Origin of the sequence: Neobacillus rhizophilus, from assembly GCF_018343535.1 — a bacterium.
GTDB classification, from domain to species: Bacteria; Bacillota; Bacilli; order Bacillales; family Cytobacillaceae; genus Neobacillus; species Neobacillus rhizophilus.
In genome coordinates, this window is record NZ_JAGYPF010000002.1 from 697,781 (window position 1) to 720,978 (window position 23,198).

The 23,198-nt window shown below is 44.6% G+C and carries 23 protein-coding genes and 1 riboswitch; of the genes, 19 read left to right on the plus strand and 4 right to left on the minus strand.

Features of this window, described 5'->3' with window-relative positions:
• Positions 1–184: 184 nt before the first annotated feature.
• From KHA99_RS11165 to KHA99_RS11215, 11 genes are all read left to right on the plus strand, one after another.
• Positions 185–796: a YesL family protein gene (locus KHA99_RS11165; RefSeq protein WP_213117522.1), complete on the plus strand. Its 612-nt coding sequence runs from the start codon at positions 185–187 to the stop codon at positions 794–796.
• A 33-nt stretch (positions 797–829) separates the two neighbouring features.
• Positions 830–1,246, plus strand: a complete 417-nt coding sequence (locus KHA99_RS11170) for a PTS sugar transporter subunit IIA (protein ID WP_213117523.1) — start codon at positions 830–832, stop codon at positions 1,244–1,246.
• Between the two features lies 1 nt (position 1,247).
• The gene (locus tag KHA99_RS11175) at positions 1,248–3,068 is read left to right on the plus strand and encodes a heparinase II/III family protein (RefSeq protein ID WP_213117524.1); all 1,821 of its coding nucleotides are present in this window, start codon (positions 1,248–1,250) and stop codon (positions 3,066–3,068) included.
• A 12-nt stretch (positions 3,069–3,080) separates the two neighbouring features.
• Positions 3,081–3,734 (plus strand): bifunctional 4-hydroxy-2-oxoglutarate aldolase/2-dehydro-3-deoxy-phosphogluconate aldolase, encoded by a 654-nt coding sequence (locus KHA99_RS11180; protein ID WP_213117525.1) that lies wholly within the window; start codon positions 3,081–3,083, stop codon positions 3,732–3,734.
• A complete protein-coding gene (locus KHA99_RS11185; protein ID WP_213117526.1) occupies positions 3,731–4,744 on the plus strand; it encodes a sugar kinase in 1,014 nt (337 codons plus the stop codon). The genes KHA99_RS11180 and KHA99_RS11185 overlap by 4 nt, the downstream gene beginning before the upstream one ends.
• A 90-nt stretch (positions 4,745–4,834) precedes the next feature.
• Positions 4,835–5,665 carry a 5-dehydro-4-deoxy-D-glucuronate isomerase gene (kduI, locus tag KHA99_RS11190; protein ID WP_213117527.1) on the plus strand — a complete coding sequence of 277 codons (831 nt, stop codon included), beginning with the start codon at positions 4,835–4,837 and terminating at the stop codon, positions 5,663–5,665.
• Positions 5,666–5,765: 100 nt separating this feature from the next.
• A complete protein-coding gene (kduD, locus tag KHA99_RS11195; RefSeq protein WP_213117528.1) occupies positions 5,766–6,542 on the plus strand; it encodes a 2-dehydro-3-deoxy-D-gluconate 5-dehydrogenase KduD in 777 nt (258 codons plus the stop codon).
• Positions 6,543–6,611: 69 nt separating this feature from the next.
• On the plus strand, positions 6,612–9,236 hold the full coding sequence (locus KHA99_RS11200; protein WP_213117529.1) for a polysaccharide lyase 8 family protein: 2,625 nt from the start codon (positions 6,612–6,614) through the stop codon (positions 9,234–9,236).
• Positions 9,237–9,552: 316 nt separating this feature from the next.
• A complete protein-coding gene (locus tag KHA99_RS11205) occupies positions 9,553–11,061 on the plus strand; it encodes a sulfatase family protein (protein ID WP_213117530.1) in 1,509 nt (502 codons plus the stop codon).
• Between the two features lie 40 nt (positions 11,062–11,101).
• Positions 11,102–12,358, plus strand: a complete 1,257-nt coding sequence (locus tag KHA99_RS11210) for an anaerobic sulfatase maturase (protein WP_213117531.1) — start codon at positions 11,102–11,104, stop codon at positions 12,356–12,358.
• A gap of 23 nt (positions 12,359–12,381) precedes the next feature.
• Positions 12,382–13,200 (plus strand): sulfite exporter TauE/SafE family protein, encoded by an 819-nt coding sequence (locus KHA99_RS11215; protein ID WP_213117532.1) that lies wholly within the window; start codon positions 12,382–12,384, stop codon positions 13,198–13,200.
• Between the two features lie 91 nt (positions 13,201–13,291).
• Here the strand turns inward: KHA99_RS11215 and KHA99_RS11220 are convergent, their stop codons facing one another.
• The 3 genes from KHA99_RS11220 to motA form a co-directional block, all read right to left on the minus strand.
• On the minus strand, positions 13,292–14,194 hold the full coding sequence (locus KHA99_RS11220) for a DMT family transporter (RefSeq protein WP_213117533.1): 903 nt from the start codon (positions 14,192–14,194) through the stop codon (positions 13,292–13,294).
• A gap of 333 nt (positions 14,195–14,527) precedes the next feature.
• Positions 14,528–14,625, minus strand: a riboswitch (cyclic di-GMP riboswitch).
• 80 nt (positions 14,626–14,705) lie between these two features.
• Complete coding sequence (locus KHA99_RS11225; RefSeq protein WP_213117534.1) at positions 14,706–15,431, minus strand: OmpA/MotB family protein; 726 nt, start codon at positions 15,429–15,431, stop codon at positions 14,706–14,708.
• 62 nt (positions 15,432–15,493) lie between these two features.
• Positions 15,494–16,285 carry a flagellar motor stator protein MotA gene (motA, locus tag KHA99_RS11230; RefSeq protein ID WP_213117535.1) on the minus strand — a complete coding sequence of 264 codons (792 nt, stop codon included), beginning with the start codon at positions 16,283–16,285 and terminating at the stop codon, positions 15,494–15,496.
• 103 nt (positions 16,286–16,388) lie between these two features.
• Between motA and KHA99_RS11235 the strand changes: the two genes are divergently transcribed.
• The 4 genes from KHA99_RS11235 (at position 16,389) to KHA99_RS11250 (ending at position 19,386) form a co-directional block, all read left to right on the plus strand.
• The gene (locus KHA99_RS11235; protein WP_213117536.1) at positions 16,389–16,829 is read left to right on the plus strand and encodes a YaaR family protein; all 441 of its coding nucleotides are present in this window, start codon (positions 16,389–16,391) and stop codon (positions 16,827–16,829) included.
• 25 nt (positions 16,830–16,854) lie between these two features.
• Complete coding sequence (locus KHA99_RS11240; protein ID WP_213117537.1) at positions 16,855–17,259, plus strand: flagellar basal body-associated FliL family protein; 405 nt, start codon at positions 16,855–16,857, stop codon at positions 17,257–17,259.
• A gap of 24 nt (positions 17,260–17,283) precedes the next feature.
• On the plus strand, positions 17,284–18,129 hold the full coding sequence (locus KHA99_RS11245) for a flagellar hook-basal body protein (protein WP_213117538.1): 846 nt from the start codon (positions 17,284–17,286) through the stop codon (positions 18,127–18,129).
• Positions 18,130–18,498: 369 nt separating this feature from the next.
• Complete coding sequence (locus KHA99_RS11250; protein WP_213117539.1) at positions 18,499–19,386, plus strand: flagellar hook-basal body protein; 888 nt, start codon at positions 18,499–18,501, stop codon at positions 19,384–19,386.
• Between the two features lie 40 nt (positions 19,387–19,426).
• Here the strand turns inward: KHA99_RS11250 and KHA99_RS11255 are convergent, their stop codons facing one another.
• Complete coding sequence (locus tag KHA99_RS11255) at positions 19,427–19,876, minus strand: PilZ domain-containing protein (protein ID WP_213117540.1); 450 nt, start codon at positions 19,874–19,876, stop codon at positions 19,427–19,429.
• A 190-nt stretch (positions 19,877–20,066) separates the two neighbouring features.
• Here KHA99_RS11255 and flgM point away from each other — a divergent pair, with 190 nt between their 5' ends.
• The 4 genes from flgM to flgL are packed head-to-tail and all read left to right on the plus strand — an operon-like array spanning position 20,067 to position 23,148.
• Positions 20,067–20,330, plus strand: coding sequence for a flagellar biosynthesis anti-sigma factor FlgM (flgM, locus tag KHA99_RS11260; protein ID WP_213117541.1), 264 nt, complete (start codon positions 20,067–20,069; stop codon positions 20,328–20,330).
• The gene (locus KHA99_RS11265; RefSeq protein ID WP_213117542.1) at positions 20,327–20,788 is read left to right on the plus strand and encodes a flagellar protein FlgN; all 462 of its coding nucleotides are present in this window, start codon (positions 20,327–20,329) and stop codon (positions 20,786–20,788) included. The genes flgM and KHA99_RS11265 overlap by 4 nt, the downstream gene beginning before the upstream one ends.
• Before the next feature lie 14 nt (positions 20,789–20,802).
• Positions 20,803–22,248, plus strand: a complete 1,446-nt coding sequence (gene flgK, locus KHA99_RS11270) for a flagellar hook-associated protein FlgK (protein ID WP_213117543.1) — start codon at positions 20,803–20,805, stop codon at positions 22,246–22,248.
• A 21-nt stretch (positions 22,249–22,269) separates the two neighbouring features.
• Positions 22,270–23,148, plus strand: a complete 879-nt coding sequence (flgL, locus tag KHA99_RS31355) for a flagellar hook-associated protein FlgL (RefSeq protein ID WP_213117544.1) — start codon at positions 22,270–22,272, stop codon at positions 23,146–23,148.
• Positions 23,149–23,198 lie beyond the last annotated feature (50 nt).

Genomic DNA, 23,198 nt, shown 5'->3' on the forward strand with positions numbered 1-23,198 from the left:
TATATTGTGACACTTTGTTGATTGGAGCGGAAGGGGCTCGACTCCTGCGGGAGTACGGGACAGGGGAGACCCCGCAGGCGCTAAAGCGCCGAGGAGGCTCCCCGAACCGCCCGCGGAAAGCGAGCCCCTGGAGCGGAAATCAACAGCAAGTAAAATGCAATGATTTGAAAGGGGAAATGTTAGGATGGATGGCAAGCTTTATAAAACAATGGAGTTTATCATGAACGCGTTTTTGCTGAATGCGCTTTGGCTGGTGATGTGCCTTCCCATCCTGACGATTTTTCCCTCCACAACCGCCATGTTTGGGGTGGTCCGGGAATGGCAGAAGCATAAGGACATTCGCGTCATTTCCGCTTATTTCCGTCACTTTAAAGGAAACTTTAAACAAAGCTTCGTTCTTGGCTTTTTTTGGCTCATTTTTACCTGTTTGCTAATCGGAGATTTTATCATCACCAATCAACTGAATTCGAACCTAAAATACGCACTATTTGCGTTTTTCTTCCTATTAACCATCGTATACCTGTTTGCATTGATTACGATTTTTCCCGTCATCGTTCATTACCGGGTATCTTGGAAAGACGCGATCAAGAATGCCATGCTGCTTTCGATTGGCAAGCTTCATTTCACACTTCTTTCCCTTGTGATCATCGCCGGAGCGGTGGGAATTGTTTTTTACTTTCCAGCGGCTTCAATGTTAGTCTTTAGCGTTGCTGCCTACCTGATTTATGCCTTGGTATCAAAGGGGTTTCATACTGAGAAAAAAGTTCAAACCAATGGTCAAACAGCTGCTGTTTAACATTTCGATTTCATCATGAAAGAAGGGGCAATCATGTATCAGATTTTAGTGACGGGACATGGCGGTTTCCCATCCGGTGTCCAATCCGCTCTCCGCTATTTAATGGGGGACAATCCGAATCTATCTATCTTAGAGCTTTCTGAAGGGATGACTCACGAACAGTATGAAGCAGAGTTAACCGAGTTTTTGAAAAATCATCCTCAGGTGCTGGTCTTTGCAGATTTAACAGGCGGCGCCCCGCACCAGATTGCCGCAAGGGTCCTACTTGAACATCATTTTTCACCCGAACAATTCCTTATTTCAGGCATGCCGTTAAGTGTGGTGACTGAGTTAACGATGAAGTTTCAATTTCAAGAAGTTTCAGAAGATGATGCTCCGGCTGTCATTCAACAGTCAATAGCTGAGTGCAAAGACATGATTCATTATCTCTCATTGGCGGGAGGTGTTTGAATTGGATCTTACTCGATTAAAAGCAAACCTTGCAAAATACTCATCCAAACAGCAAATGCCCTTTCTGAACGAGCGTGAACGAAAAGCTTCCTATTTAAATAGCAATCTTTTATGTTCCAACATTTTTGTATTTAAAAAACCATTGGATATGGAGGCTTGCTATATTCCCTATTCCTTTCAAAAGATTGATTGGAACCGAGCGATGAATGCCGATGAGGAATGGATTTTCATGTTAAATCGGCATGAATATCTAATTGACTTAGCGAAGGCTTATTCCGATTCAAAGGACGAGAAATACCTAGCGTGCTGGAAGCGGCTCGTTTTTGACTGGATCGAGCGGAATCCATTTTCTGAAGAAAAGCTCCGGACCTCTTGGCGGACAATTGATACAGGGATCCGCTGCTCAAGCTGGGTGAAGAGCCTCCAGCTTATCTATGTGGAATTACGTGATGATGAGCTCCAGGCCATTTTTGACTCCATTAAGCAGCAAGTACTGTTTTTGAAAAATCAGTACCTTGACCGCTATACGTTAAGCAACTGGGGCAATTTGCAAATTGCCGGCATTTTGCAGGCAGTCATGATTTGTGAAGACTTGGTTCATGAGGAAATCGTCAAGTGGGCATGGGAAGAGCTTGAACGTCAATGTGACATCCAGTTTCATGGCGACGGTGTCCATTGGGAGCAGTCTCCGCTGTATCACTTTGAGGTTTTGTTTGCATTAGTTGATATATACAGGACTGCCCAAGCGTTAGGTATACCGATTTCCTTTGATTTAAAGGGTCTCATCGAGCAGGCCGTTCATGCTGCCTATTACATGATTTATCCAAATGGCTATGTCGTTCCGCAGCATGACAGCGATTATGTATTTGTTCAGGATGTGCTTGATAGATTAAAAGAGTTTCAGCAACCCAATTTGCCTGAGCTGTTTATCGGTGAAGATAGCGGTAATTTCATCTACAAGACTGAAAAGGATTTTGTAAGCGTTTGGAATGGACGCCATGGCAGCGGGCACGCGCATGCGAGTTTAGGCCATCTGAATTTGTTCTTGAACGGGGAGAGAGTCCTATGTGATTCGGGAAGATTCACTTATCAGGAAGGGCCGGTCCGAAACTTTTTAAAATCAGCCCAAAGCCACAGTACCGTCCTTGTTGACGATGTTCCCTTCATGTCGGTCAAAGACTCTTGGTCCTATCACTATGTCGGGAAAGCTCTGGGGAACCGTGTCAAAGAAACAGCTGATTTTATCGTGATGGAGAGTACCTTTTCCCATACAGCCTATTTGGTGCAACGGACGGTTGTTTTTATCAAAAAGGAAGGGATTGCGATTGTCATCGACCATGTTGACAGCGATGGCTTCCACACGATGAAACGATTCTTTCAAGTGAATCCGGAGATGAAGGCAAGTAAACAGGATGGCTATTGGGAATTAAGCGGTAAACGGAATAAAGCCTATACATATTTTTTGGAAAATGCCAATGAGTACGACCAGGCCAGCATTTTTTCGGACATTTATAACCGTCTTGGCAATCGAACGACATTAATGGAGGAAAAGGATTTTGAGCATCGCGGCATCAGCACAGCGATTTTTTCAGCTGAGCCGCTCGTGGTGACTAAGCATCGCATTGAGCAATGCGCAAGTGATGAGCCGCCAGCAGATGAACAGTTTCTAGGGTTCCGGCTTGAGTCAGATTCCGCAGCCTATGATATTTATTTTGCGGCCAATGACACTGTAAAAGGGGAACGGGTTTACAAGCACAATGATGTGCACCTTTATCATAAGCTGACGGTTTTGCATGACGGCAAGAAAGTGACGTTTTTTTAAGGAGGGGCGGCCATGAAAAAGTATAAGGTTTTAAGCGGCGTGATGGAGTCTGGTGTCGTCGCTGTTATTAGAGCAGACAGCAAAGAAGAAGCGATTGCCATTTCTGAGGCCTGTGTGGCAGGCGGAATAAACGTTATTGAAATTACCTTTACCATCAAGGATGCCGAGGTGGTCATTAAGGAATTGGCTTCTTATTTTTCGGAGCGCCCGGAGGTGATCATCGGGGCAGGGACGGTATTGGATGAGGTTACTGCGAGAATCGCGATTATGGCGGGCGCCAAATTTGTCGTCAGTCCTTGCTTTGATGAACAGACCGCTAAGCTTTGTCATTTATATCAAGTTCCTTATATGCCGGGCTGTATGACGATTACTGAAATAAAGAATGCGCTGGAGCATGGAGTGGACCTGATTAAATTATTCCCGGGTGATACGTTGGGGCCGGGCTTTGTGAAAGCTGTCAAAGCTCCGCTGCCACAGGTGAATATCATGCCGACCGGCGGAGTCAATCTCAATAATGTAGAACAATGGATTCAAAATGGCTGTGCCGCTGTTGGTGTAGGAGGGAATCTGATTGCACCGGCAAAAACGGGAGATTATGAAAAAATTACGGAGATTGCCAGTCAATATGTAGTGAGAGTCCAGCGAGCACGCGGGGGATTAGGATGAAGAAGGTTGTTACATTGGGAGAAATCATGCTTCGTTTATCGACACGGGAGGGAGTTCTTTTAAAGCAGGCAGACCAACTAAACGTGCATTACGGTGGAGCAGAGGCAAATGTGGCTGTTTCCTTGGCCCATTTTGGTTATCACGCCTATTTTGTAACCAAGATTCCTTCCAACCCGTTAGGCGTAGCAGTTGAACGGCATCTGAAATCCCATGGAGTCCAAACCGATTACCTCATAGAAGGCGGAGAACGGCTGGGAGCCTACTATATCGAAACCGGGGCAGGCGAGCGAAGTGCACAGGTGACCTATGACCGAAAGTACTCGAGTTTTTCGGGGCTTGAAGGCGAAGAGGTAGAGATTGAGAGGATCCTGGCTGGAGCCTCCTTACTCCATGTTACGGGAATTACCCTCGCCCTGTCTGCCTCTTTACGCCAGCTTGTCTTGAGTATTTTTCAAAAAGCAAAGGAAATGGGGATTAAAGTCAGTTTTGATTTTAACTATCGTTCTAAGCTGTGGTCGCAGCGGGAGGCAGCTGAAGCATTTAAACAGCTGATGCCGTATATCGACATTTGTTTCTGTGGCGAATTGGACGCTGTGCATTTGCTTGGGCTTCCCCCGGTTGACCCGGAGCTGCCAGCCGAGGAAAGACTAAAAATATATTATCAGAGGATACACGAGCTTTATCCCAATCTTGAATATTTGTGTTCCACCTTCCGCACTGTGATTTCCGCATCAAGCAATCGATTGCAAGGAAACTTGTTTGTTAATGGGGAGCTGTTTCAATCGAAAGTGCATCGGATTGAGCCGATTATTGACCGTGTTGGAGGGGGTGATTCGTTTGCAGCAGGAATTTTGGCGGGCATTTTGGAAGGACTGCCTGCACAGCAGATCATTTCTTTCGGAACAGCTGCCTCTGCATTAAAGCACACTGTTGAGGGGGACTGTAGTCCGTTTTCTTGGGAAGAAGTGCTTCAGTTTGCCGCCGCGGAATCGGGCGCAATTAAACGGTAAGATTCTTTGGCTGGGAGGTTGTAATTTTACACCCTATCGGCGAATTGAAGTAACCATCTTAAAAAATCACAAAAAAAGGAGATAAGAATCATGGAAACACGTTATGCACACCATCCGGAGGATATGAAAAAATACACAACCGAGGAATTAAGAAGAGAATTCCTTGTCGAAACATTATTTGAACCAGGTCAGGTCCATTTAACCTATACCCATGTGGACCGGATGATTTTTGGCGGAGTTACTCCTGCTGATCAGGAATTAACAATTAAGCTGGACAAAGAATTGGGAGTCGAGTATTTCTTAGAGCGCCGTGAGCTTGGAATCATCAATATCGGCGGCGAAGGCTCCGTTGTCCTTGACGGCACAGAATACGAAATGGAGCAGCGTGACGGACTTTATGTCGGAAAAGGTACTAAGGAAGTGTTATTCCGCTCCAAGGATGCGGCCAATCCGGCGAAGTTTTATATAAACTCTGCACCGGCTCATCACACGTATCCGACTGTAAAAATTGATATCAACAAAATTGACCCGCTCCAAATGGGAGCTCCAGAAACGTTAAACGAGCGGAAAATCTATCAATATGTGCACCCTAACGTTTGTCAGAGCTGCCAGCTGCAAATGGGACTGACGATGCTTGCGCCGGGAAGCGTGTGGAATACAATGCCATGCCATACCCATGAGCGCCGCATGGAAGTCTATTTATACTTTGATATGGAACCGGAAACCCGCGTTTTCCATTTCATGGGGAAACCGGATGAAACAAGACACATAGTCATGAAAAACGAACAGGCGACAATCTCGCCAAGCTGGTCCATCCATACAGGTACAGCAACAAGCAATTATACCTTTATTTGGGGCATGTGCGGCGAAAACATCACGTATAGCGACATGGACCATGTAAAAATGGAAGATTTGCGCTAATTAAAACACAGAAGATGCTTCATGAGCCCCGACAAGCGCGCTAGCTTTGCGGGGCTTAGGCGTTACATTCTAGAAAAATATCATTTTGGAGGTAAGTAGAATGACTCTTACATCATTTTCACTGGATTACTTTAGTCTTGCTGGGAAAGTAGCAATTGTTACAGGGGCCAATAAAGGTTTGGGGCAGGCATATGCTGTTGCGCTTGCCAAGGCCGGTGCCGATCTTTTGGTTGTTGCAAGAAGCGGAGATTGTGAGGAAACTCGAGCCTTAATTGAAGAAACGGGCCGAAGAGCTGAATTTTTTCAAGCGGATTTAAGTGACCGGGAAGCGGTCAAGCAAGTCGTGCCTGAGTGTCTGAAGGTATATGGGAAAGTGGATATTTTGGTCAACAATGCCGGCACCATCCTTCGTTCACCGCTGGTTGAGTACAAGGAAGAGGATTGGGATACCGTCATGGAGGTCAATTTGAATTCGTTGTACCTGTTAAGCCAGGAGGCAGCCAAAGTAATGGTAGAGCAGAAGAGGGGAAAAATCATCAATATTGCCTCGATGCTTTCTTTCCAAGGAGGCAAGTTTGTCCCTCCTTATACTGCCAGTAAACATGCAGTTGCGGGACTGACAAAGGCCTTTGCCAATGAATTGGCCGAACATAATATCCAAATCAATGCGATTGCACCAGGCTATATTGCGACAGATAATACTGCCCCAATTCGTACAGATGAAAAGCGAAACGCTGAAATCCTGTCACGCATTCCGGCAGCGCGCTGGGCAGACCCGTCCGACCTGATGGGCACGGTTGTCTTTTTGGCCAGCAAGGCCTCTGATTATATGAATGGGCATGTTTTGGCGGTCGATGGCGGCTGGCTGGCGAGGTAAAACTCTACCTTCCACTTGGGTTATTAAAATCTGTGTCTCAAAAAATTTTTTTTTTAGGATGGTGTATTTATGGGGAAAAATCTAAAGAAAATTTTAGCAACATCCGTGACATTAACGACCTTTTTAACAGTTCCGGCGATAGATTCCAACAACTCCGTTCAGGCTTCTGAAACGTCGGCATCTGCTGTCACCGAGACAAACCCAGGAGAGACTGTAAACGGCCTTAATCAATTAAAGGTAAACTTTAAAGAGTATCTGGTTGGCAATGAAAGTTTGAATACGAACCCATCACTAGTCAGTAAAATCAATTCTGTCCACAATACAGCCAATACTAGACTCGGGGATTTCCTTCAAATAGAGGGAAGGGCACAAGGTCTGTTCAAAGGCGTCGTTCTTGGAGAAGATCCCAAAAATTTAAGCAACTCCTATTTATATTTATACCAAATGGCGCTGGCTGCCAAGACCTATAAAGACCCTAGCCAAGCCGGGAATAATTTTTACGAAAATAAGGAATTGATTAATAAGGTCATTGATGGGTTGGATTGGCTGTATGCCAATCACTTCGCCGACCAGGAAAAGGGTTACTACGGGAACTGGTATGAATGGGAAATAGGCGCCCCGATCAATGTTACGAAAATCCTGCTTTTGTTAGAGGATGAGATTAGAGCTTCTAAACCGGAATTAATCGATAACTATGTTAAGTCCATGGACCTTTATTTAAGAAATGGAAAGGACGGGGATATTGACTTAACCGCCCGTCAACACACAGGCGCCAACCTTGCCGATATCGCCACCAACCGAATCATCCAAGGGGCACTTACTGGAGATGGGCAGCGGGTTTCAAAGGCAGTAGCCAATATCCTGACTGTCTTTCAAACGATCGACCCTAATCATATTGTGAATGGAAATACGGATGGATTTTATGAGGACGGCTCATTTATCCAGCACCACCGAGTTGCTTATACCGGTTCTTATGGAAAAGTTCTCTTAAATCGGATTATGCAAACCATGAATATTTTAAACGGCAGTTCTTACAATCCGGAAGAAATATTGGTTCCAACCGTTCAGAATTGGTTATATCAAGGGTTTTCTCCCGTTATCTTTGAAGGGTATATGATGGAAATTGTCAAAGGTCGAGCAGTTTCAAGAACGGGGACAGGGTATCAGGATGTAACAAGCATCGTGGAGGCAATGCTAGATTTATCGAACAAATTAAATGAGGAAGACAGTAAGCGTTTAAAATCCTACATCAAATATATTGCGCAAACGTCCAAAGGAGGGATTAATCCAAACTCTTTCACCTCCTATAATGCCATTATTACCTTTAACAACATCATGGCAGATAGCCAAATTGAGGCTAAAAACGCGATTGCGGAAGAAAATCATTATGCGTTTAATTTAATGGATAAAACGGTCCATTTGCGGGATTCCTATGCGTTTGCTTTTTCAAGAAGCTCCGACCGAATCAGCAAGTATGAGTATATGAGCGGCGAAAATTTAATGCCATGGTTCCAAGGTGATGGCGCGTATTACTTATATTTATCAGGAAGGGATCAGACGAAGTCATTTGGGGCTGATTATTTGGCAGCCATTGATCCTTATAAGCTTCCAGGGACCACTGTGCCTGTAGAGGAGAGAAAAACCATTCCCGAGCTGTATGATGGAAAGCTTTTCTATGAAAATACGAATCATCCATTAAATTTCTATGCATCCTCTGTATCGCAAAATGATTATGTTTATTTTCCAGTAGGAACAAATCATTACTCTGGAGGAGTTAAGCTTGGGAAATATGGAGTATCCGGTATTCAGCTTGGTGATGAGATTGGCTATCGGGATAAACAAGCAGGGCTGCTTCCGGAAGATTTTGTCGTTTATAAAAATGCCAATGCCAATAAATCAGCCTTTATGTTTGATGATGAAATCGTCTTGTTAGGTTCTGGCATTCAGGATCAGCTGGGGAGAGAGGTTATTTCCACCATCGATAACCGGATGTTCGATAAAAACGAAACGAGTTCAGTAGCTGGGGGAACCTATGAAAATCAAAAATTAGAGAATCCAGCTAATGGTCAATATGATTTAAAATGGATTCATTTCAATACGAATGCTGAAGGAACAAAGGTAGGTTATTACTTCCCTGAGCTTTCCAAAATCCAGGTTTCAACAAACACGGTAACGGAAAGCCTTAGAAAAATTCGTACCAGCAATCCGGATACTAAGATTACTAAGAACTTCTTTACATTAGGAATGGATCACGGAGAAAATCCGCAAAATGCTAAATACGCTTATGTGATTTTACCGAACTTTGATGAAAACGAAACAGAACAGTATGCGAGTAATCCAGGTGTGAAAATTTTAGCTAACACCGAGGATGTCCATGCTGTAGAACAAACGAAGCTTGGAATTAAAGGATTTAACTTTTTTGGTGATAAAAAGAGAACGGTTAGCAATGTAACCTCCTATAATCCAGCATCGATTCTTGTAAAGAAGGATGGCGATACGGTAACCGTTGCGGTCTCCGACCCGACGCTCAGCTTGGAAAAAATGAAGCTCGAAGTTGACCTATCGAGGCCGGTAGTTGTAGAGGCCAGCAAGGGTGTGAAAGCCACTGTATCAAGTAAAAAAGCTTTGATTCATATTGACTCCAAGAATTCTAATGGGAAAAGCTTTGAAATTAAGTTCAAGATTAAAGAGTAATGTTTGTTCTTCGGACAACACGGCGGGAAAATTAGGAGGAACTGTCCGAAGTTAGTGGTGCTTCGGACAAAACAGCAGCGAAAAGAGGTAGAATTGTCCGAGGTTAGTGGTTCTACGGACAAAACAGCCGCAAAAAGGGGCAAAACTGTCCGTAGAGTGGGCCTCTACGGACAATACGCCCTAAAAAGGAGCTCAAAATGTCCCTAGCCCGGCATCCTAAGGACAATCCAGCACCTAAAAGCATCAAAAATGTCCTTGGACCACCATATCCCTTAATAGAGTAATAGTTTTTCAAAACAATAGAGGAGCACACGTCATGAAAAAGCCAAACATTTTACTAATCACCAGCGACCAGCAGCACTATGATACAATCGGTGCCTTTAATCCGGAAATTTCAACCCCCAACCTCGACCGGCTGGCAAAGGAAGGGACAACGTTTCAACGAGCCTATTGTCCAAACCCTACCTGCACTCCAGCAAGGTCCTCGATTATTACCGGCACCTATCCAAGCCAGCACGGAGCCTGGACATTGGGGACGAAACTAAGCGAGGATCATCTAACAGTCGGCGATGTTTTTGTTGAAAATGGCTATCGGACCGCACTCGTTGGAAAAGCCCATTTTCAGCCGACACGCACAACGGATGAATACCCATCCTTGGAATCGCTGCCGCTCCTTCAGGACATTGAATTCTGGAAATCTTACAATCAACCATTCTATGGTTTTGAAAAAATCGAACTGCTTCGCAATCACACAAATGAATACTTAGTAGGCCAGCATTATGTCGCCTGGCTTGAAGAGAAGGGCTATCATGACTGGAAGCAGTATTATATGCCGCCAACCGGGACGATGGACCCGTCCATCACCTATCAGTGGGGGATTCCCGAAGAATATCACTATAATACATTCATTGCAGAGAAAACGAATGAGCTTCTGGAAACCTATCAGCAGCAGGGCGACAATTTCTTTCTTTGGGCGAGCTTTCCCGACCCGCATCCACCTTATTTAGTTCCTGAACCATGGGCTTCGATGTATGACCCTGATCAGCTGACGATTCCGGAATTGCACCTGGGAGAACATGAGAAGAATCCGCCGCATTTTCAAAAGACTCAGGAGGAGAATCCCGATTTTTCCTACCTGTCGCAAACAGGCTTTGGCATTCACGGCTACCACTCCCATTTATTGCCGGAAGACGACCGGAGAAAATTAGTGGCGAACTATTATGGCATGGTTAGTTTCATGGATAAGTATATTGGTAAGATTCTAGATATGCTTGATGAAATGGGAATTGCCGATCAAACCATCGTTGTTTTTACAACAGATCATGGCCATTTCTTTGGTCAGCATGGGCTGCAGTATAAAGGCGGGTTCCATTATGAAGATTTAATCAAGCTGCCGTTTATTGTCCGCTATCCGGGGCAAGTGCCAGCACAAAAAGAATCTCAAGCCCTGCAATCGCTGGTTGATTTGGCGCCGACCTTTTTATCATTAGCCGGTCTTCCTATTCCGCCAATTATGTCCGGTGAAAACCAAAAGGATGTCTGGTTTGGCAGCCAGGAAAACGCAAGAGATCATATTCTGTGCGAATTCCGCCATGAACCAACGACCATTCATCAAAAAACATACGTGGATGAACGATATAAAATAACGATCTACTATCGGCAAACCTATGGAGAAATGTTTGACCTGCAGGAGGACCCAAAGGAATTAAACAATTTATGGGACCATCCTGACTATCAAGATTTGAAAAAAGAGCTTCTATTAAAATATGCCTGGGCAGAACTGCATAAAGAGCAGATGCCGATGCCAAGAATTTCACATGCATAGGGACTAGACCATACATTCACACATGAAGGAGATTAATATAATGGTACAATCCTGTTTAACTTCCCAGCAACATAGCCATATCGGTGTCATGTGGAAAACCGTTTCCGAGGCGTGCAATCTGGCTTGTGATTATTGCTATTATAGTAGCTGCGGCGGCCAGCCTGGGAAAATTGACAAGATCGATCCAGCCATCCTTGAAAAATTCATCAAGGAATATATGGCGCTAACCAACGGGGTCGCCTCCTTTGCCTGGCAGGGAGGGGAACCCCTGTTAGCCGGCTTGGATTTTTTTAAACAGGTTGTTTTTTTACAGGCAAAATACGCCCCGAAGAATACCATCATCAGCAACTCACTGCAAACAAATGCGACGCTGATTACCGAGGAATGGGCAAGATTTTTTAAACAGTACAATTTCCTCATCGGTGTCAGTCTTGATGGCCCAAATGAAATCAATGATGCGAGAAGGGTGACTGGCCACGGGAAGGGAAGCTTTGACCGGGTCATGCGGGGAATTGACCATTTACGGAATAATCAGGTCGATTTTAATATCCTGACGGTCATTCATCAAGACAATGTGGGGAAAGCGAAAGAGCTGATGGAATTCTATCAGCAAGAGGGCTTTAACCATGTGCAGTTTATCCCGTGTATGGATTTTCGGGCGCAGGAGCCGAATAAACCGGGGCAATATTTGGTTACTCCGAAACAATACGGTCAGTTTTTATGTGAGGCATTCGACATCTGGTATAACGACGGCAACCCGAACAGGTCCGTCCGCTTCTTTGATAACATATTGAGTGCCTATTTGCATCAGGAGGCGGAATTATGTATCCACCGTCAGACGTGCCCGAAAACGATGATTCTAGAACAAAATGGCGACGCCTATCCGTGCGATTTTTATATTAATGATGATTATAAGCTTGGGAATGTTGGCAGGGATTCGCTAGAGGATATCCTAAATAGTCCGAAATATGATGATTTTCTTGGATTGAAGCCTGCTTTGCCCGATAAATGCAAAAGCTGTGAGTTCTTAAAGCTATGCCATGGCGGCTGTCCAAGAAATCGTGCTTGGAGCCAAGCCGATGAGACGGTGAATCCAGATTATTTCTGTGAAAGCTATATGAAAGTCTATAAGCATGGGCATGAACGAATGGAAAGATTGGCTGAGAATATCAAACTACAGTGGCTTCGAAATCATCTTAAAGCCGGCCGTCCAAAGCCCGAGCGAAATGACTTCTGCCTGTGCGGCAGCGGGAAGAAATTCAAAAAATGCTGTGAAAAGTTTGTTCAAATGGTGTAACTTTCCTAATTGGGGGAATGAAAATGGATCTAACAACTGGCTTCTTGCTTTTACTGATTGGGATCCTGGCTGGAGGTTATGGAACGATTGTCGGTGCCGGGGGCGGATTTATTTTCGTGCCGGCACTGCTGCTGTTATTTAAAATGGAGCCTGCGATCGCTGCGGGTTCAGGACTTATAATCGTGTTAATTAATTCTTTGTCTGGTGTGGTTGGTTACGCCAAGCAAGAGAAGATTCAATATCGAACGGGGCTTACGCTCGCTATTGGTGCCTTGCCTGGTTCCTTTCTTGGGGTCTGGCTGCTCCAACTTTATTCATCTAGTTATTTCTATGTGATATTTGCTACCCTGTTGGTTGGATTGGGTATCTTTTTATTTACCAAAAATCTCCCGGAAAAATTAAAAAGACATCAGCCTTCTGATGGGGATGCATACATAGCGCCAGGTGATTCTAGCGGAAATGGGGAGGTAGATAAAGAAGATGGCCGTTTGTTCGAAAAATGGCTGATCCCGCTCGGTTTAGTCATCGGCATTTTATCCAGTTACCTAGGAATTGGCGGCGGCTGGCTTCTCGTACCCATCTTGATTTATGTATTTAAAGTACCTGCACACAATGCCGCTGCGACATCCATTTTTTCACTCTGTCTATATTCAACGATTGGTGTGATTGCGCAGCTATTCTACGGTCATGTCGATTGGACGTCTGTAATCTTTGGCGGCATCGGTGTCATCGTGGGCTCACAAATTGGTGTACTGCTTTCTCAAAAAATCCCAGGCAAGGTAATCATTCAAATGCTGTCTGTACTATTAATATTTATTGGCGTTCGGATGTATTTTTCTTAAAAAAAAGCATGGGGACGGGTCTCATGCATCAAAATTTTGAGGCATAAGAACCGTCCCCATGCATCTGAGGCATAAGAACCGTCCCCATGCATCAAACAGCTGCTTTCTGCATTGGCGGGGCGGCTTTTTGTTTTTTGCTCATGAAGAGGAAGACGCCGAGAAGGACAAGTAGTCCGCCGAATATTTGCCATCCGGAAAGCCGTTCGCCTAGTATAAAGATAGCCAAAATCGTACTGCCGACCGGTTCGCCGAGAATACTCATTGAAATGGTTGTGGCGTTTACATAGTTTAATAGCCAGTTATTAATCACATGGCTAAGGCTTGGCACAATGGCAAGCAGGAGGAAGATTCCCCATTCCTTTGCCGGATACCCCGTAAATGGCACACCGGTCCAAAGATTATAAATAACAAGTACAATCCCGGCACAGAGAAACACGCAAAAGCTGTAAATCCAGTGGGACATATTTTTCACAATCGTCTGCCCAATGAATAAATAGCCCACCACCGCGATGACGCTGAAAAAAGAGAGAATATCGCCGTGGATGGCATCGGCGCTTAAACCGAAATCTCCCCAGCCAATCATCATCGCTCCGACAATCGCAATGCCCATTGTGGCCAGCGCGGAAGCGGTCGTTCTTTCTTTAAAAAGAAAAAATCCGCCAACAAGTGAAATGAGCGGCTGAAGGGCGAGAATGATGGTCGAGCTTGCGACTGTTGTAAACTTTAACGAGCCGAACCAAAGGGCAAAATGAAGGGCCAGAAAAACTCCGGAGAAAAAGAGCATGGCACCATTTTTGGAACTTATTTTTTTTAGCTCCCGGCGCTTTACCCAGACCATCGGGGCTAATAACAAACTGGCAAACAACATTCGGTACATACTTAAAATCGAAGCCGGCGCATCGGACCATTTTACAAAGATGGCCGAAAACGATATCGCGATAATGGAAATAGTGAGCGAAAGGCTGATTGTTTTTGAACTGATAGACTGTTTCATTGCTGCTTCCTTCCTTGATGGTGTTTTGAATGAACTCTCACAAATCTATTACCATTATCGCAGATATTGCCAGAAAATCGAAGTCCTATATTTTCCATGACCGAACGCCTCAAGGAAAACTTCAATGCTTTATCAATAACAACTATTTAATTTCATTTTATGATAGGTAATCTTTCTTTCTAGCTTGCATTGCAATTCATGGTCAAGACAATCTTCGAGCAAAAGTTCATGGTAGCGTACCCTGAACAGGTGCCATTCTTTTTTGAATTTAGATAACATTGTATTCATTCCCATCACTCCTATTTTTTATTTTCATAAATCGCAGGAGCCGTATTCGGAAGCTGGCAAGCATGATTATTGGAGAATTTCCAATGACCTTAGCCCCTATAGCTTTGCGTCGCCATTTTTCAATGGGTTTGCCTTTATCGTACGATTTATGGAATTACTACTATTTTGACGATGAACAACTTGTCCCAGCAAGTGTTTTCCTGTTTTTTATATTGGGAAAAAATTATTCCTGGACTTTCAGAATCATGATATCTACCCTTCGGTTAGCTTGGCGGTGCTCCACCGTGTCATTCGGATACAGCGGCTTTTGCTCACCAAAGCCAGCAAATTGCAGTTTATTGGACGGGATGCCAATTTGCTCGAAAAAGTAAAGAACGGACAAAGCGCGGGCAGACGACAATTCCCAGTTCGACCTGAATGTGCCCCCGGTAATCGGGACATTATCAGTGTGGCCCTCAATGCTGATAGGGTTTTGTACACCCTTAATCAAATCCAGCAAGCCACCCAGAATTGCAGGGGAATTTCCCTTCAATTCGGCGCTGCCGGACTCAAACAAAATGACATCCTTTAGGGAAAGCTTGATTCCCTTGGGCTCGTCCTGAACGGTGATGACCTTTTCCAACCCGCGTGCCTCGATATAGCTTTGGATATTCTCCATCAGGCTGTGCAATTTTTCATTCTCTTCCTGTTTCTTTTCCTCGCCGGCAGTTTTTTCAAGCGGCTTCACCGCAGGCGAACTGGCATTTTCTTTTAAAATTAAACTGCTTCCTTTACCGTTCAAAGCCGAATTCATCGAAATCATGATTTGCTGCAGCTTTTCCGAATTGATACTGCTCGAAGCAAACAGGACGATAAACAAAGCAAGCAGCAGGGTCAAAAGGTCCGCGTAAGGAATTAACCAGCTTTCGTCCATATGCTCATCACTGTCTTGCAGTCTCCGCTTCTTCACTGTCTAATTCCTCCTTTCATACACTTCCGTTGCTGGCCGCAATCATAACGCTACTCCCGGCCTTACAAACTTTCGACCTCTTTTACGACCATTTCCTCCTGTTTCAAACGTGCCTTTGTTGGCAAATAAACAGCCAGCTTTCGTTCAATCAATTTAGGTGTTATCCCTTCCTGGATGGCAAGAAGTCCCTCCATCATCATCAGTTTCAGGTCTTGCTCTTTTTTAGCAATACGCTTCAGTTTATTGGAAATCGGATGCCAGAGGACATATCCAGAAAAAATCCCTAGCAGCGTCGCGATAAAGGCGGCGGCAATCGAGTGTCCGAGTTTGTCCATGTCCTGGAGATTTCCGAGTGCCGCAATTAAACCAACCACAGCACCCAAAACGCCTAGTGTCGGCGCGTACGTCCCCGCCTGGCTGAAGACGAGGCTGCCAGCCTTGTGCCGTTCGGACTCTGCTTCTAGCTCGCTGAACAAGATTTCCTCCATTTGGTCCCGGTCACTGCCGTCAATAATCATTTCAAGGCCATTTTTTAAAAAAGGATCCTCGACGGACTCGGCGATTTCCTCCAAAGCCAGTACGCCTTCGCGTCTAGCGACCATCGACCACTCCACCATCAACTCGATGACTTCGTCTTGGCTCGGCAGCTTTGGCTCAACAAAAGCAATTTTCAACAGCATCGGAATTTTTTTTATTTCACTCATGGGAAATGCGACAAACAAGGCAGAGATTGTTCCGCCAAAAATAATTATAAAGGCGGCGGGGTTCGCCAACGCTTCAAACGACGCGCCTTTTAATACCATTCCTACACCGATAGAAACGATAGCCAGAATCAAACCGATAAATGTCGTCATAAATTTCTCCTTTTCTAATGATTGCTAAAATTAATAATTTATTGTAATTTAGTTTTACAAATATCGACAATCACAAACTTAAGCGTTTGGAAGGTGTATTCTCTTGAAAGTCAGTCCCGGATTTGGTGTTACAAACGATAAAATGTTTTTTCAAAAAGAAACGAAGCAAGCTGAATCATCCTCATTTCAGCAGATTTTGACAGATTCAAAAACCAATTTGGTAAAAGAGCAGCTTAGCTCCCTTTTAGACGGGATTCAAAAGCAAGGGGAGCGATTGGTTCAGTCACGAACGGCCGCTGATCTTCAAAAATATAAAAAATTAATTCAATCCTTTTTGCAGGAAGTTGTAAAAAATGGCCTCTCTTTAGAAATAACGGATTCTTTCACGGCAATGAATAGGGGGAGGAGGCTAAAAATTATTAAAGAGATTGATAGAAATCTGTTGGAGCTGTCGAAGAAAATTTTAGAAAAAGAGGATGCAAATATTCAATTGCTTGATAAGATAGGGGAAATCAAAGGCTTGTTAATCGACCTCTATCTGTAATTTTGACACCAAAAGGATGAAAATGATGAAAAAAATCCTAACGCTAAGTGTAGTTCTTGTGTTAATCATCGCGAGCGGTCTTTTTTACTATCAATATCAAAAAAATAATCCTGTAAGCTCACAGGATAAGACGCTTGACCAGCTTGCTAATCAGACCATTCAAACGAAGCAAATCAGCACCAACCTTAATTCGGAAAACTTAATTCAAGTTCAGTTTTCGATTGAAATGGATTCCAAGAAAACGTTGAAGCAATCAGAAAAAATAAAGCCAATCATCGAAAGCGACATTATCAAGATTCTTTCTAAATCAAATAAAGACGATTTTAAGGATATCACGGCCTTCGAGGGAAAAATCAAAGACAAGCTTAACGAGCGGTTCTCTGATGGGAAAATTAAGAACGTTTATACGACGGAACTATTAATCCAGTAAATTTTTTTAAAAGGGAGTATGACGATGCTTAGAGGGATTGACACAGCGGCGTCCGGCATGATTGCCTTGCAAAGAAGGCAGGAGGCATTGACGAATAACTTAGCCAATATTGAAACACCCGGGTATAAAAAAGTGGATACGACTTTGCGCTCCTTCCCAGAGGTCCTGCTTGAGCGGATTCATGACTCTGGGAATGTCTCGAATCCGACAGGTTTCTCCTTAATCGGGTCGTTGCAGCAGGGGGTCTATGCGCAGGAAAATATCTCAAGCTTTATGCAGGGGGACCTTGTGACCACGGACAATCCACTGGATGTGGCCATTGATGACCGTGCTTTGGCCATGGAAGATGGACAAAAGCCTGGGATATTTTTTGCTGTCATGAACGGTGCGGGTGAGGTTCGCTATACCCGGAACGGTAGGTTCACCGTGGATGAGGCGGGTCAGCTTCGCACAACGGAGGGATATGCGGTGCTAAACCCTAATGGCCATCCAGTTCGGACGAGTGCGGAATTGGCTGGCGGCGATGTTTCTATTAGTGCGGACGGGGAGGTTATTCTTTATCCTGATGACCTTTCTAGGAGGACGGTTCTGGATCGGATTGGGCTTGTTTTGATCCAAAATCCTAATGACCTGATCAAGGAAGGAAACGGTCTGTTCAAGCTGGAGGGAGGCGGAAACCCGCCGCCGTTATTGAACGAATTGCCGGCCGGTGTGCAACTTCGCCATAAGATGATTGAAAAATCGAATGTCGACCCTACGATGACAATGACGAACATGATGGAAAACGTCCGTATTTACGAAGCTAATCAGAAGGTCTTGCAGGCTTATGACAAATCTCTGGAGCTGTTGAATTCGATTGGTAGAGTATAATTTACACTGGTTTCTTATGGGGTTTTGTCGATTGTTTGATGAAGGACATAGCATGTTGCGGCAAGCAGGGAAATGTCCTTCATCGAGGTTATGAAGGCCAACACAGTCCGCGGCAAGTAGGGAAATGTCCTTCATCGAAGGTATGAAGGCCAAAACAGGTCACGGCAAGTAGGGAAATGTCCTTCATCGGAGGTATGAAGGACAAAACGAGTCGTGGCAATCGGGAAAATGTCCTTCATCGAGGTTATGAAGGACAAAACTGGTCGCGGCAAGCAGTGAAATGTCCTTCATCGAGGTTATGAAGGACAAAACTGGTCGCGGCAAGTAGGGAAATGCCCTTCATCTGGGCTATGAAGGACAAACGGGGCCGTGGCAAGCAAGAAAATGTCCTTCATCGGGGTGGAGGCCAAAACCGGCCGCGGCAATCAAGATAAACTTCCTTCATCCTTGCCACTCATGGACACACAAGCAAAGGAGATGAATCTCATGAATACATCGCTTTATATCGCCACAAGTGGCTTAAATGCCTATCAGAAAAAGTTAGATACGATCGCCAATAATATGGCCAATGCTGAAACTGCCGGATTCAAGAAAAGAGAGGCATCCTTCGAAGAAAACTTGGCGATTTCCATCGATAATCAGAAGGCTACCAATCGCGAAGTCGGCAGATTGACCCCAAACGGGATCCGCACAGGCTTTGGGGTACATGTCACAGCGGCGCAGTTGAATTTGGAACAGGGTGCGGCCAAAGCCACCAACAACCCTTTGGATTTTATGATCGATGGAAAAGGATTTTTTCAAGTGGGGAAAGGGAACGAGGTGTTCTATTCCCGTAACGGATCCTTTCAGCAGAGCCCGACAGGCAATGGCACTTACCGCTTGGTGAATGCGGACGGATGCTACCTTATGGACCGTAATGGCGCCCCGGTGGAAATCCCGGAAGGAGCAGCATTTTCAGTTAATGAAAATGGCGTCATTTCGCCAACGAACCAGCAGATAGCGGTAGTGGACTTTGTGAATCCTCAGCAATTAATCCAACAAGGTGGAAATGTCTATCGGTTTACAGGTGGAGCAAATGAGGTGTTGAGAAATCCGGCTGCGCAAATTCGCCAGGGCTATCTTGAAGCATCCAATGTTGATTTGAGCAAAGAAATCACGGACATGCTGACAACACAGCGAGGTTTCCAGTTTAATTCCCGGTCGATTTCCTTCGCCGACCAAATGATGGGAATTGCCAATGGAATCATCAGAAGTTAATACTTAGAAAAAAAGAGCCGTTTTTGCGGCTCTTTTCCAGTTAAATCACGATTTTCTCTTTACTTTTCTCCCAGAGGACCTTAAATAGCTTTTGTTCCGTTTTTTCATCTAGCGGATGAAAATGTACCCCGTATTCATAAAAATCATTTTCCAAAATTTTTCTTCTGCGGATCTGGCCGGTCAGCGTGAAGGATTCCTGCAAGAAGCCAAACTCGACCGTTATTTCATCAATTTCACCTAAATCAACCAAAGAATGCAGTTTCATCCCGGTAATGCTGATATCGCGAATCAGCCCTCTGTATTCCGGTTCCCCCGAAGAAGCGGGATAGAACCAGCAATCCTGATTCAGCAAGCTAAGCCGGAATGCCGTCCGCCGATTCGGTTTTTTCGGAACAACATGTTTTTCTTTTTGGAAAAAAGTTCTTCCTGCATATAAAATAATAACCAATACCACTATACTTAGGCTAAGGATAATATGTGTCGTACTCAACTATGATTCCCCTTAATATTTTCTCAATAATAAAAATTTACCATTCAAAACCAAATCTGAAAAGAGGCTAAACACTTTTGAAGAAATGGCCGTTAATAAATTATAAAGAATGAGGCATGGGGACGGTTCTCGTGTCTCAATGATGCACGAGAACCGTCCCCATGCTTCACCCCGGAAAGGAGCCGGTCGTATGAAGATTAATGATTTTAGCCGTTTACAGGCTTATCAATCGTATAAAAATCAGGTTAATAAGACGCCGCAGCAGGATGTGAATAAAAAGGCTCAGGTGGATAAGGTAGAACTTTCACCGGCAGCACAGGAAAAAATTAGCGCGGAACGTGAAAAGAGAATCGAAGAATTAAAAAAGCAAATTGAGAGCGGCACCTACAAGGTGGACAGCAAGAAAATTACTGAGAAATTACTGGATTCCTGGGATAGAGGGACAGATCAATGAAATCGGTTGAGCCGTTAAAAACAGTCCTCCAAGAAATGATTACTGTCTATGAAAAACTGCTCGAAGTCGGGAATGAAAAGCAGGCGGCTCTGATTAAAGGTGACCCGGAGCTGCTGCTTACTATTTTTCCAAAGGAATCCGCTTTGATTAAAGAAATCAGCCACCTAGAGGACCGGCGCCAGCAGGAAGTAATTTCTCTTCAGAGGGAGACTTTAAGTGAGTTAATCGCAGAGCATCCATTCGCGGATCTTTCAACCTATCAAACCCAACTTAAAGCAAAATTAACAGATTTAGAGAAACAGCATGAGTTAAACCGGCAGCTGGTCGAGTCGTCATTAGACTACATCAACAGCATGCTGTCATTATTTACACAAAAACAAGAACAGCCGCTGACTTATTCAGCGAAAAATTACATGCAGGCCAACACATCGAGAAGCTTTTTCGATGCAAAAGTGTAAGGGGAGGGTGCGAGATGACTTCAACATTTCATGGAATTGAAATTGGCAAACGGGCGATTTTTGCATCATCCACGGCATTAAGTGTAACCGGGCATAATATCGCTAACGCCAACACCGAAGGCTACACCAGACAAAAAGCCATCACCGAAGCATCCAATCCGCTTACCTACCCTGGCATGAATTCGGGAAAAGGACCGTATCAGCTGGGAACCGGCGTGGATACGAAGGAAATCACCCGGATCCGGGATTCTTTTTTGGACGGACAGTTCCGGACGCAAAACGAGCAGCTTGGGTATTGGAGCGTGAAACAGGACACGCTGTCGAAAATCGAACAGACGTTAAACGAACCTTCCGAAAATGGCCTGCAGGCGGTCTTTGATCGCTTTTGGCAGTCTTGGGAGGATTTGTCGAAGGAGCCGGACAGCTTATCAGCACGAGCTGTGGTTCTTTCCAACGGCACCGCGCTGGCGGACCGTTTCAATCAAATCGCCAATTCTATCGATCATTTAAGCCAAGATTTAAAGAATAACATTTCTACGAAAATGACAGAAATGAATAATTTGGCCAAACAGGTCAGTGGGTTAAATACGCAAATTGCAAAAATGGTCGCTTCCGGACAAGAGCCTAACGATTTAATGGACAAACGCGATTTGATGATTGACCAGCTTTCGAAATTGGCTGACATTGAAGTGAAGCCTGCGGCGGGCGGAATGGTTGATATTTTTATAGGCCAAGAGTATTTGGTCAATGGTGACCAAAGCAGCACATTATCCTTTGACAGCTCGAATAACCAGCCATTGCTGAACGGGCAGAACATTTCCTTGAAATCTGGCGAGCTGGCCGGCATGGTGGATTCTTTAACGCAGGATATTCCTTCTTATATGGCAAAAATCAATGAAATGGTGACGGTATTCAGTTCAGAAGTAAACAGCATCCATGCCGGTGCCAATGCCATGAATTTGGATGATATCAAAAATCGAAAAATCGATCCTAACGCCGCTCTGGAGAGGATTCCGTTTTTTGTATCGAAAAATGGCTCCGTCCCAACAACAGCCGACGACATAATGGTTAACCCACTGATTACGGCTTCCTTAAATAAAATAGCCGCGGCGCAAGTGGCGAGTGCGGGTGATGCTCAAAACGCCAATCAGTTAAACGACTTAAAATTTAAGGTTCTTTCTTTTTCCAATCAATCTACTACTTTGAATCAATTTTACCGGACGCTGGCAGGCGAGATTGGCATTAAAACGCAAGAGGCACTGCAGATGGAAAATAACGCTGACATGTTAGTGCAGCAGGCAGATAACCGCCGCCAGTCAGTATCAGGAGTTTCGATTGATGAAGAAATGACCAATATGGTCCGGTTCCAGCAATCCTATAATGCGGCATCACGATACATATCGGTCATGGACGAGGTTTTAGATAAATTAATTAATGGAACGGGTCGTGTAGGAGTTTAGTCATAGGTGGAGGTGAGTAAAGTGCGTGTGACGCAAAAAATGTTAAGTACGCAAATGATTAGGAATATTCAACAGAATTACCGTACCTTGAGTCAGTATCAAGAACAGATTGCTTCGGGCAAGGCGGTCAACAAGACTTCAGATGATCCGGTGAAATCAATTCAAATCATGTCCTATCGCTCGGCGCTAGTGGAAACGGGGCAGTTTAAACGGAATGCCGAAGACGGGTTGGACTGGCTGGAAGCAACAGACAAATCCTTGGACGACTTGACACAGGTGATGCAAAAAGCGCGCGAGTTGACGGTGCAAGGCGCTAACGGTGTCAATAACCAGGAAGCTAAGCAATCCATCGCAATCGGTTTAAAGGCGCTCATCGGAGAAATCGGCGATATCGCCAATGCCAAAATCGGCGACCGCTTTTTATTTGCCGGAACCGATACCGACACCGCCCCGTTTCAGGATGGCAAGTTTGTCAATATCAATCAGAACTCCCTGTCATGGAACGTCGGTCAAGGCATCTATATGAACGTCAATGTTAAAGGGACGGAAATTTTTAATTTTCAAGCCGATGGACTCAACATAACAGCAACCATCGAAAAAATTGCCGGTGAATTAGAGCTAGGTAACAATCCGGAACAGCTGCTAGGCACTCTGGATAAGCAGTTAAACAATCTTTTGGCCCATCGTTCCATAGTCGGTACTAATGTCAATCGCTTGGAAATGATGGTTAACCGATTGGACGAAACGGAAATCACCACCAAGAGCATCCTTTCTAAAAATGAGGAAGTCGACTTGGCGAAAGTCATCACCGATTTAACCAATCAGCAAACAATCCTAAACGCCGCCCTGTCTTCGGGCGCCAAATCAATCCAGCCTACTCTGGTGGATTTTTTAAGATAATAGTTTTTGAGGTGTTTCCGGGGACCGGGAGCATCTTTTTTTTCGAAAAA

Excerpts from the sequence above, each read along its gene's own strand:
- KHA99_RS11165 (WP_213117522.1), top strand. The coding sequence starts at position 185 with ATGGATGGCAAGCTTTATAAAACAATGGAGTTTATCATGAACGCGTTT.
- KHA99_RS11170 (WP_213117523.1), top strand. The coding sequence starts at position 830 with ATGTATCAGATTTTAGTGACGGGACATGGCGGTTTCCCATCCGGTGTC.
- KHA99_RS11180 (WP_213117525.1), top strand. The coding sequence starts at position 3,081 with ATGAAAAAGTATAAGGTTTTAAGCGGCGTGATGGAGTCTGGTGTCGTC.
- KHA99_RS11185 (WP_213117526.1), top strand. The coding sequence starts at position 3,731 with ATGAAGAAGGTTGTTACATTGGGAGAAATCATGCTTCGTTTATCGACA.
- kduI (WP_213117527.1), top strand. The coding sequence starts at position 4,835 with ATGGAAACACGTTATGCACACCATCCGGAGGATATGAAAAAATACACA.
- kduD (WP_213117528.1), top strand. The coding sequence starts at position 5,766 with ATGACTCTTACATCATTTTCACTGGATTACTTTAGTCTTGCTGGGAAA.
- KHA99_RS11200 (WP_213117529.1), top strand. The coding sequence starts at position 6,612 with ATGGGGAAAAATCTAAAGAAAATTTTAGCAACATCCGTGACATTAACG.
- KHA99_RS11205 (WP_213117530.1), top strand. The coding sequence starts at position 9,553 with ATGAAAAAGCCAAACATTTTACTAATCACCAGCGACCAGCAGCACTAT.
- KHA99_RS11210 (WP_213117531.1), top strand. The coding sequence starts at position 11,102 with ATGGTACAATCCTGTTTAACTTCCCAGCAACATAGCCATATCGGTGTC.
- KHA99_RS11215 (WP_213117532.1), top strand. The coding sequence starts at position 12,382 with ATGGATCTAACAACTGGCTTCTTGCTTTTACTGATTGGGATCCTGGCT.
- KHA99_RS11220 (WP_213117533.1), bottom strand. The coding sequence starts at position 14,194 with ATGAAACAGTCTATCAGTTCAAAAACAATCAGCCTTTCGCTCACTATT.
- motA (WP_213117535.1), bottom strand. The coding sequence starts at position 16,285 with ATGACGACATTTATCGGTTTGATTCTGGCTATCGTTTCTATCGGTGTA.
- KHA99_RS11240 (WP_213117537.1), top strand. The coding sequence starts at position 16,855 with ATGAAAAAAATCCTAACGCTAAGTGTAGTTCTTGTGTTAATCATCGCG.
- KHA99_RS11245 (WP_213117538.1), top strand. The coding sequence starts at position 17,284 with ATGCTTAGAGGGATTGACACAGCGGCGTCCGGCATGATTGCCTTGCAA.
- flgM (WP_213117541.1), top strand. The coding sequence starts at position 20,067 with ATGAAGATTAATGATTTTAGCCGTTTACAGGCTTATCAATCGTATAAA.
- KHA99_RS11265 (WP_213117542.1), top strand. The coding sequence starts at position 20,327 with ATGAAATCGGTTGAGCCGTTAAAAACAGTCCTCCAAGAAATGATTACT.
- flgK (WP_213117543.1), top strand. The coding sequence starts at position 20,803 with ATGACTTCAACATTTCATGGAATTGAAATTGGCAAACGGGCGATTTTT.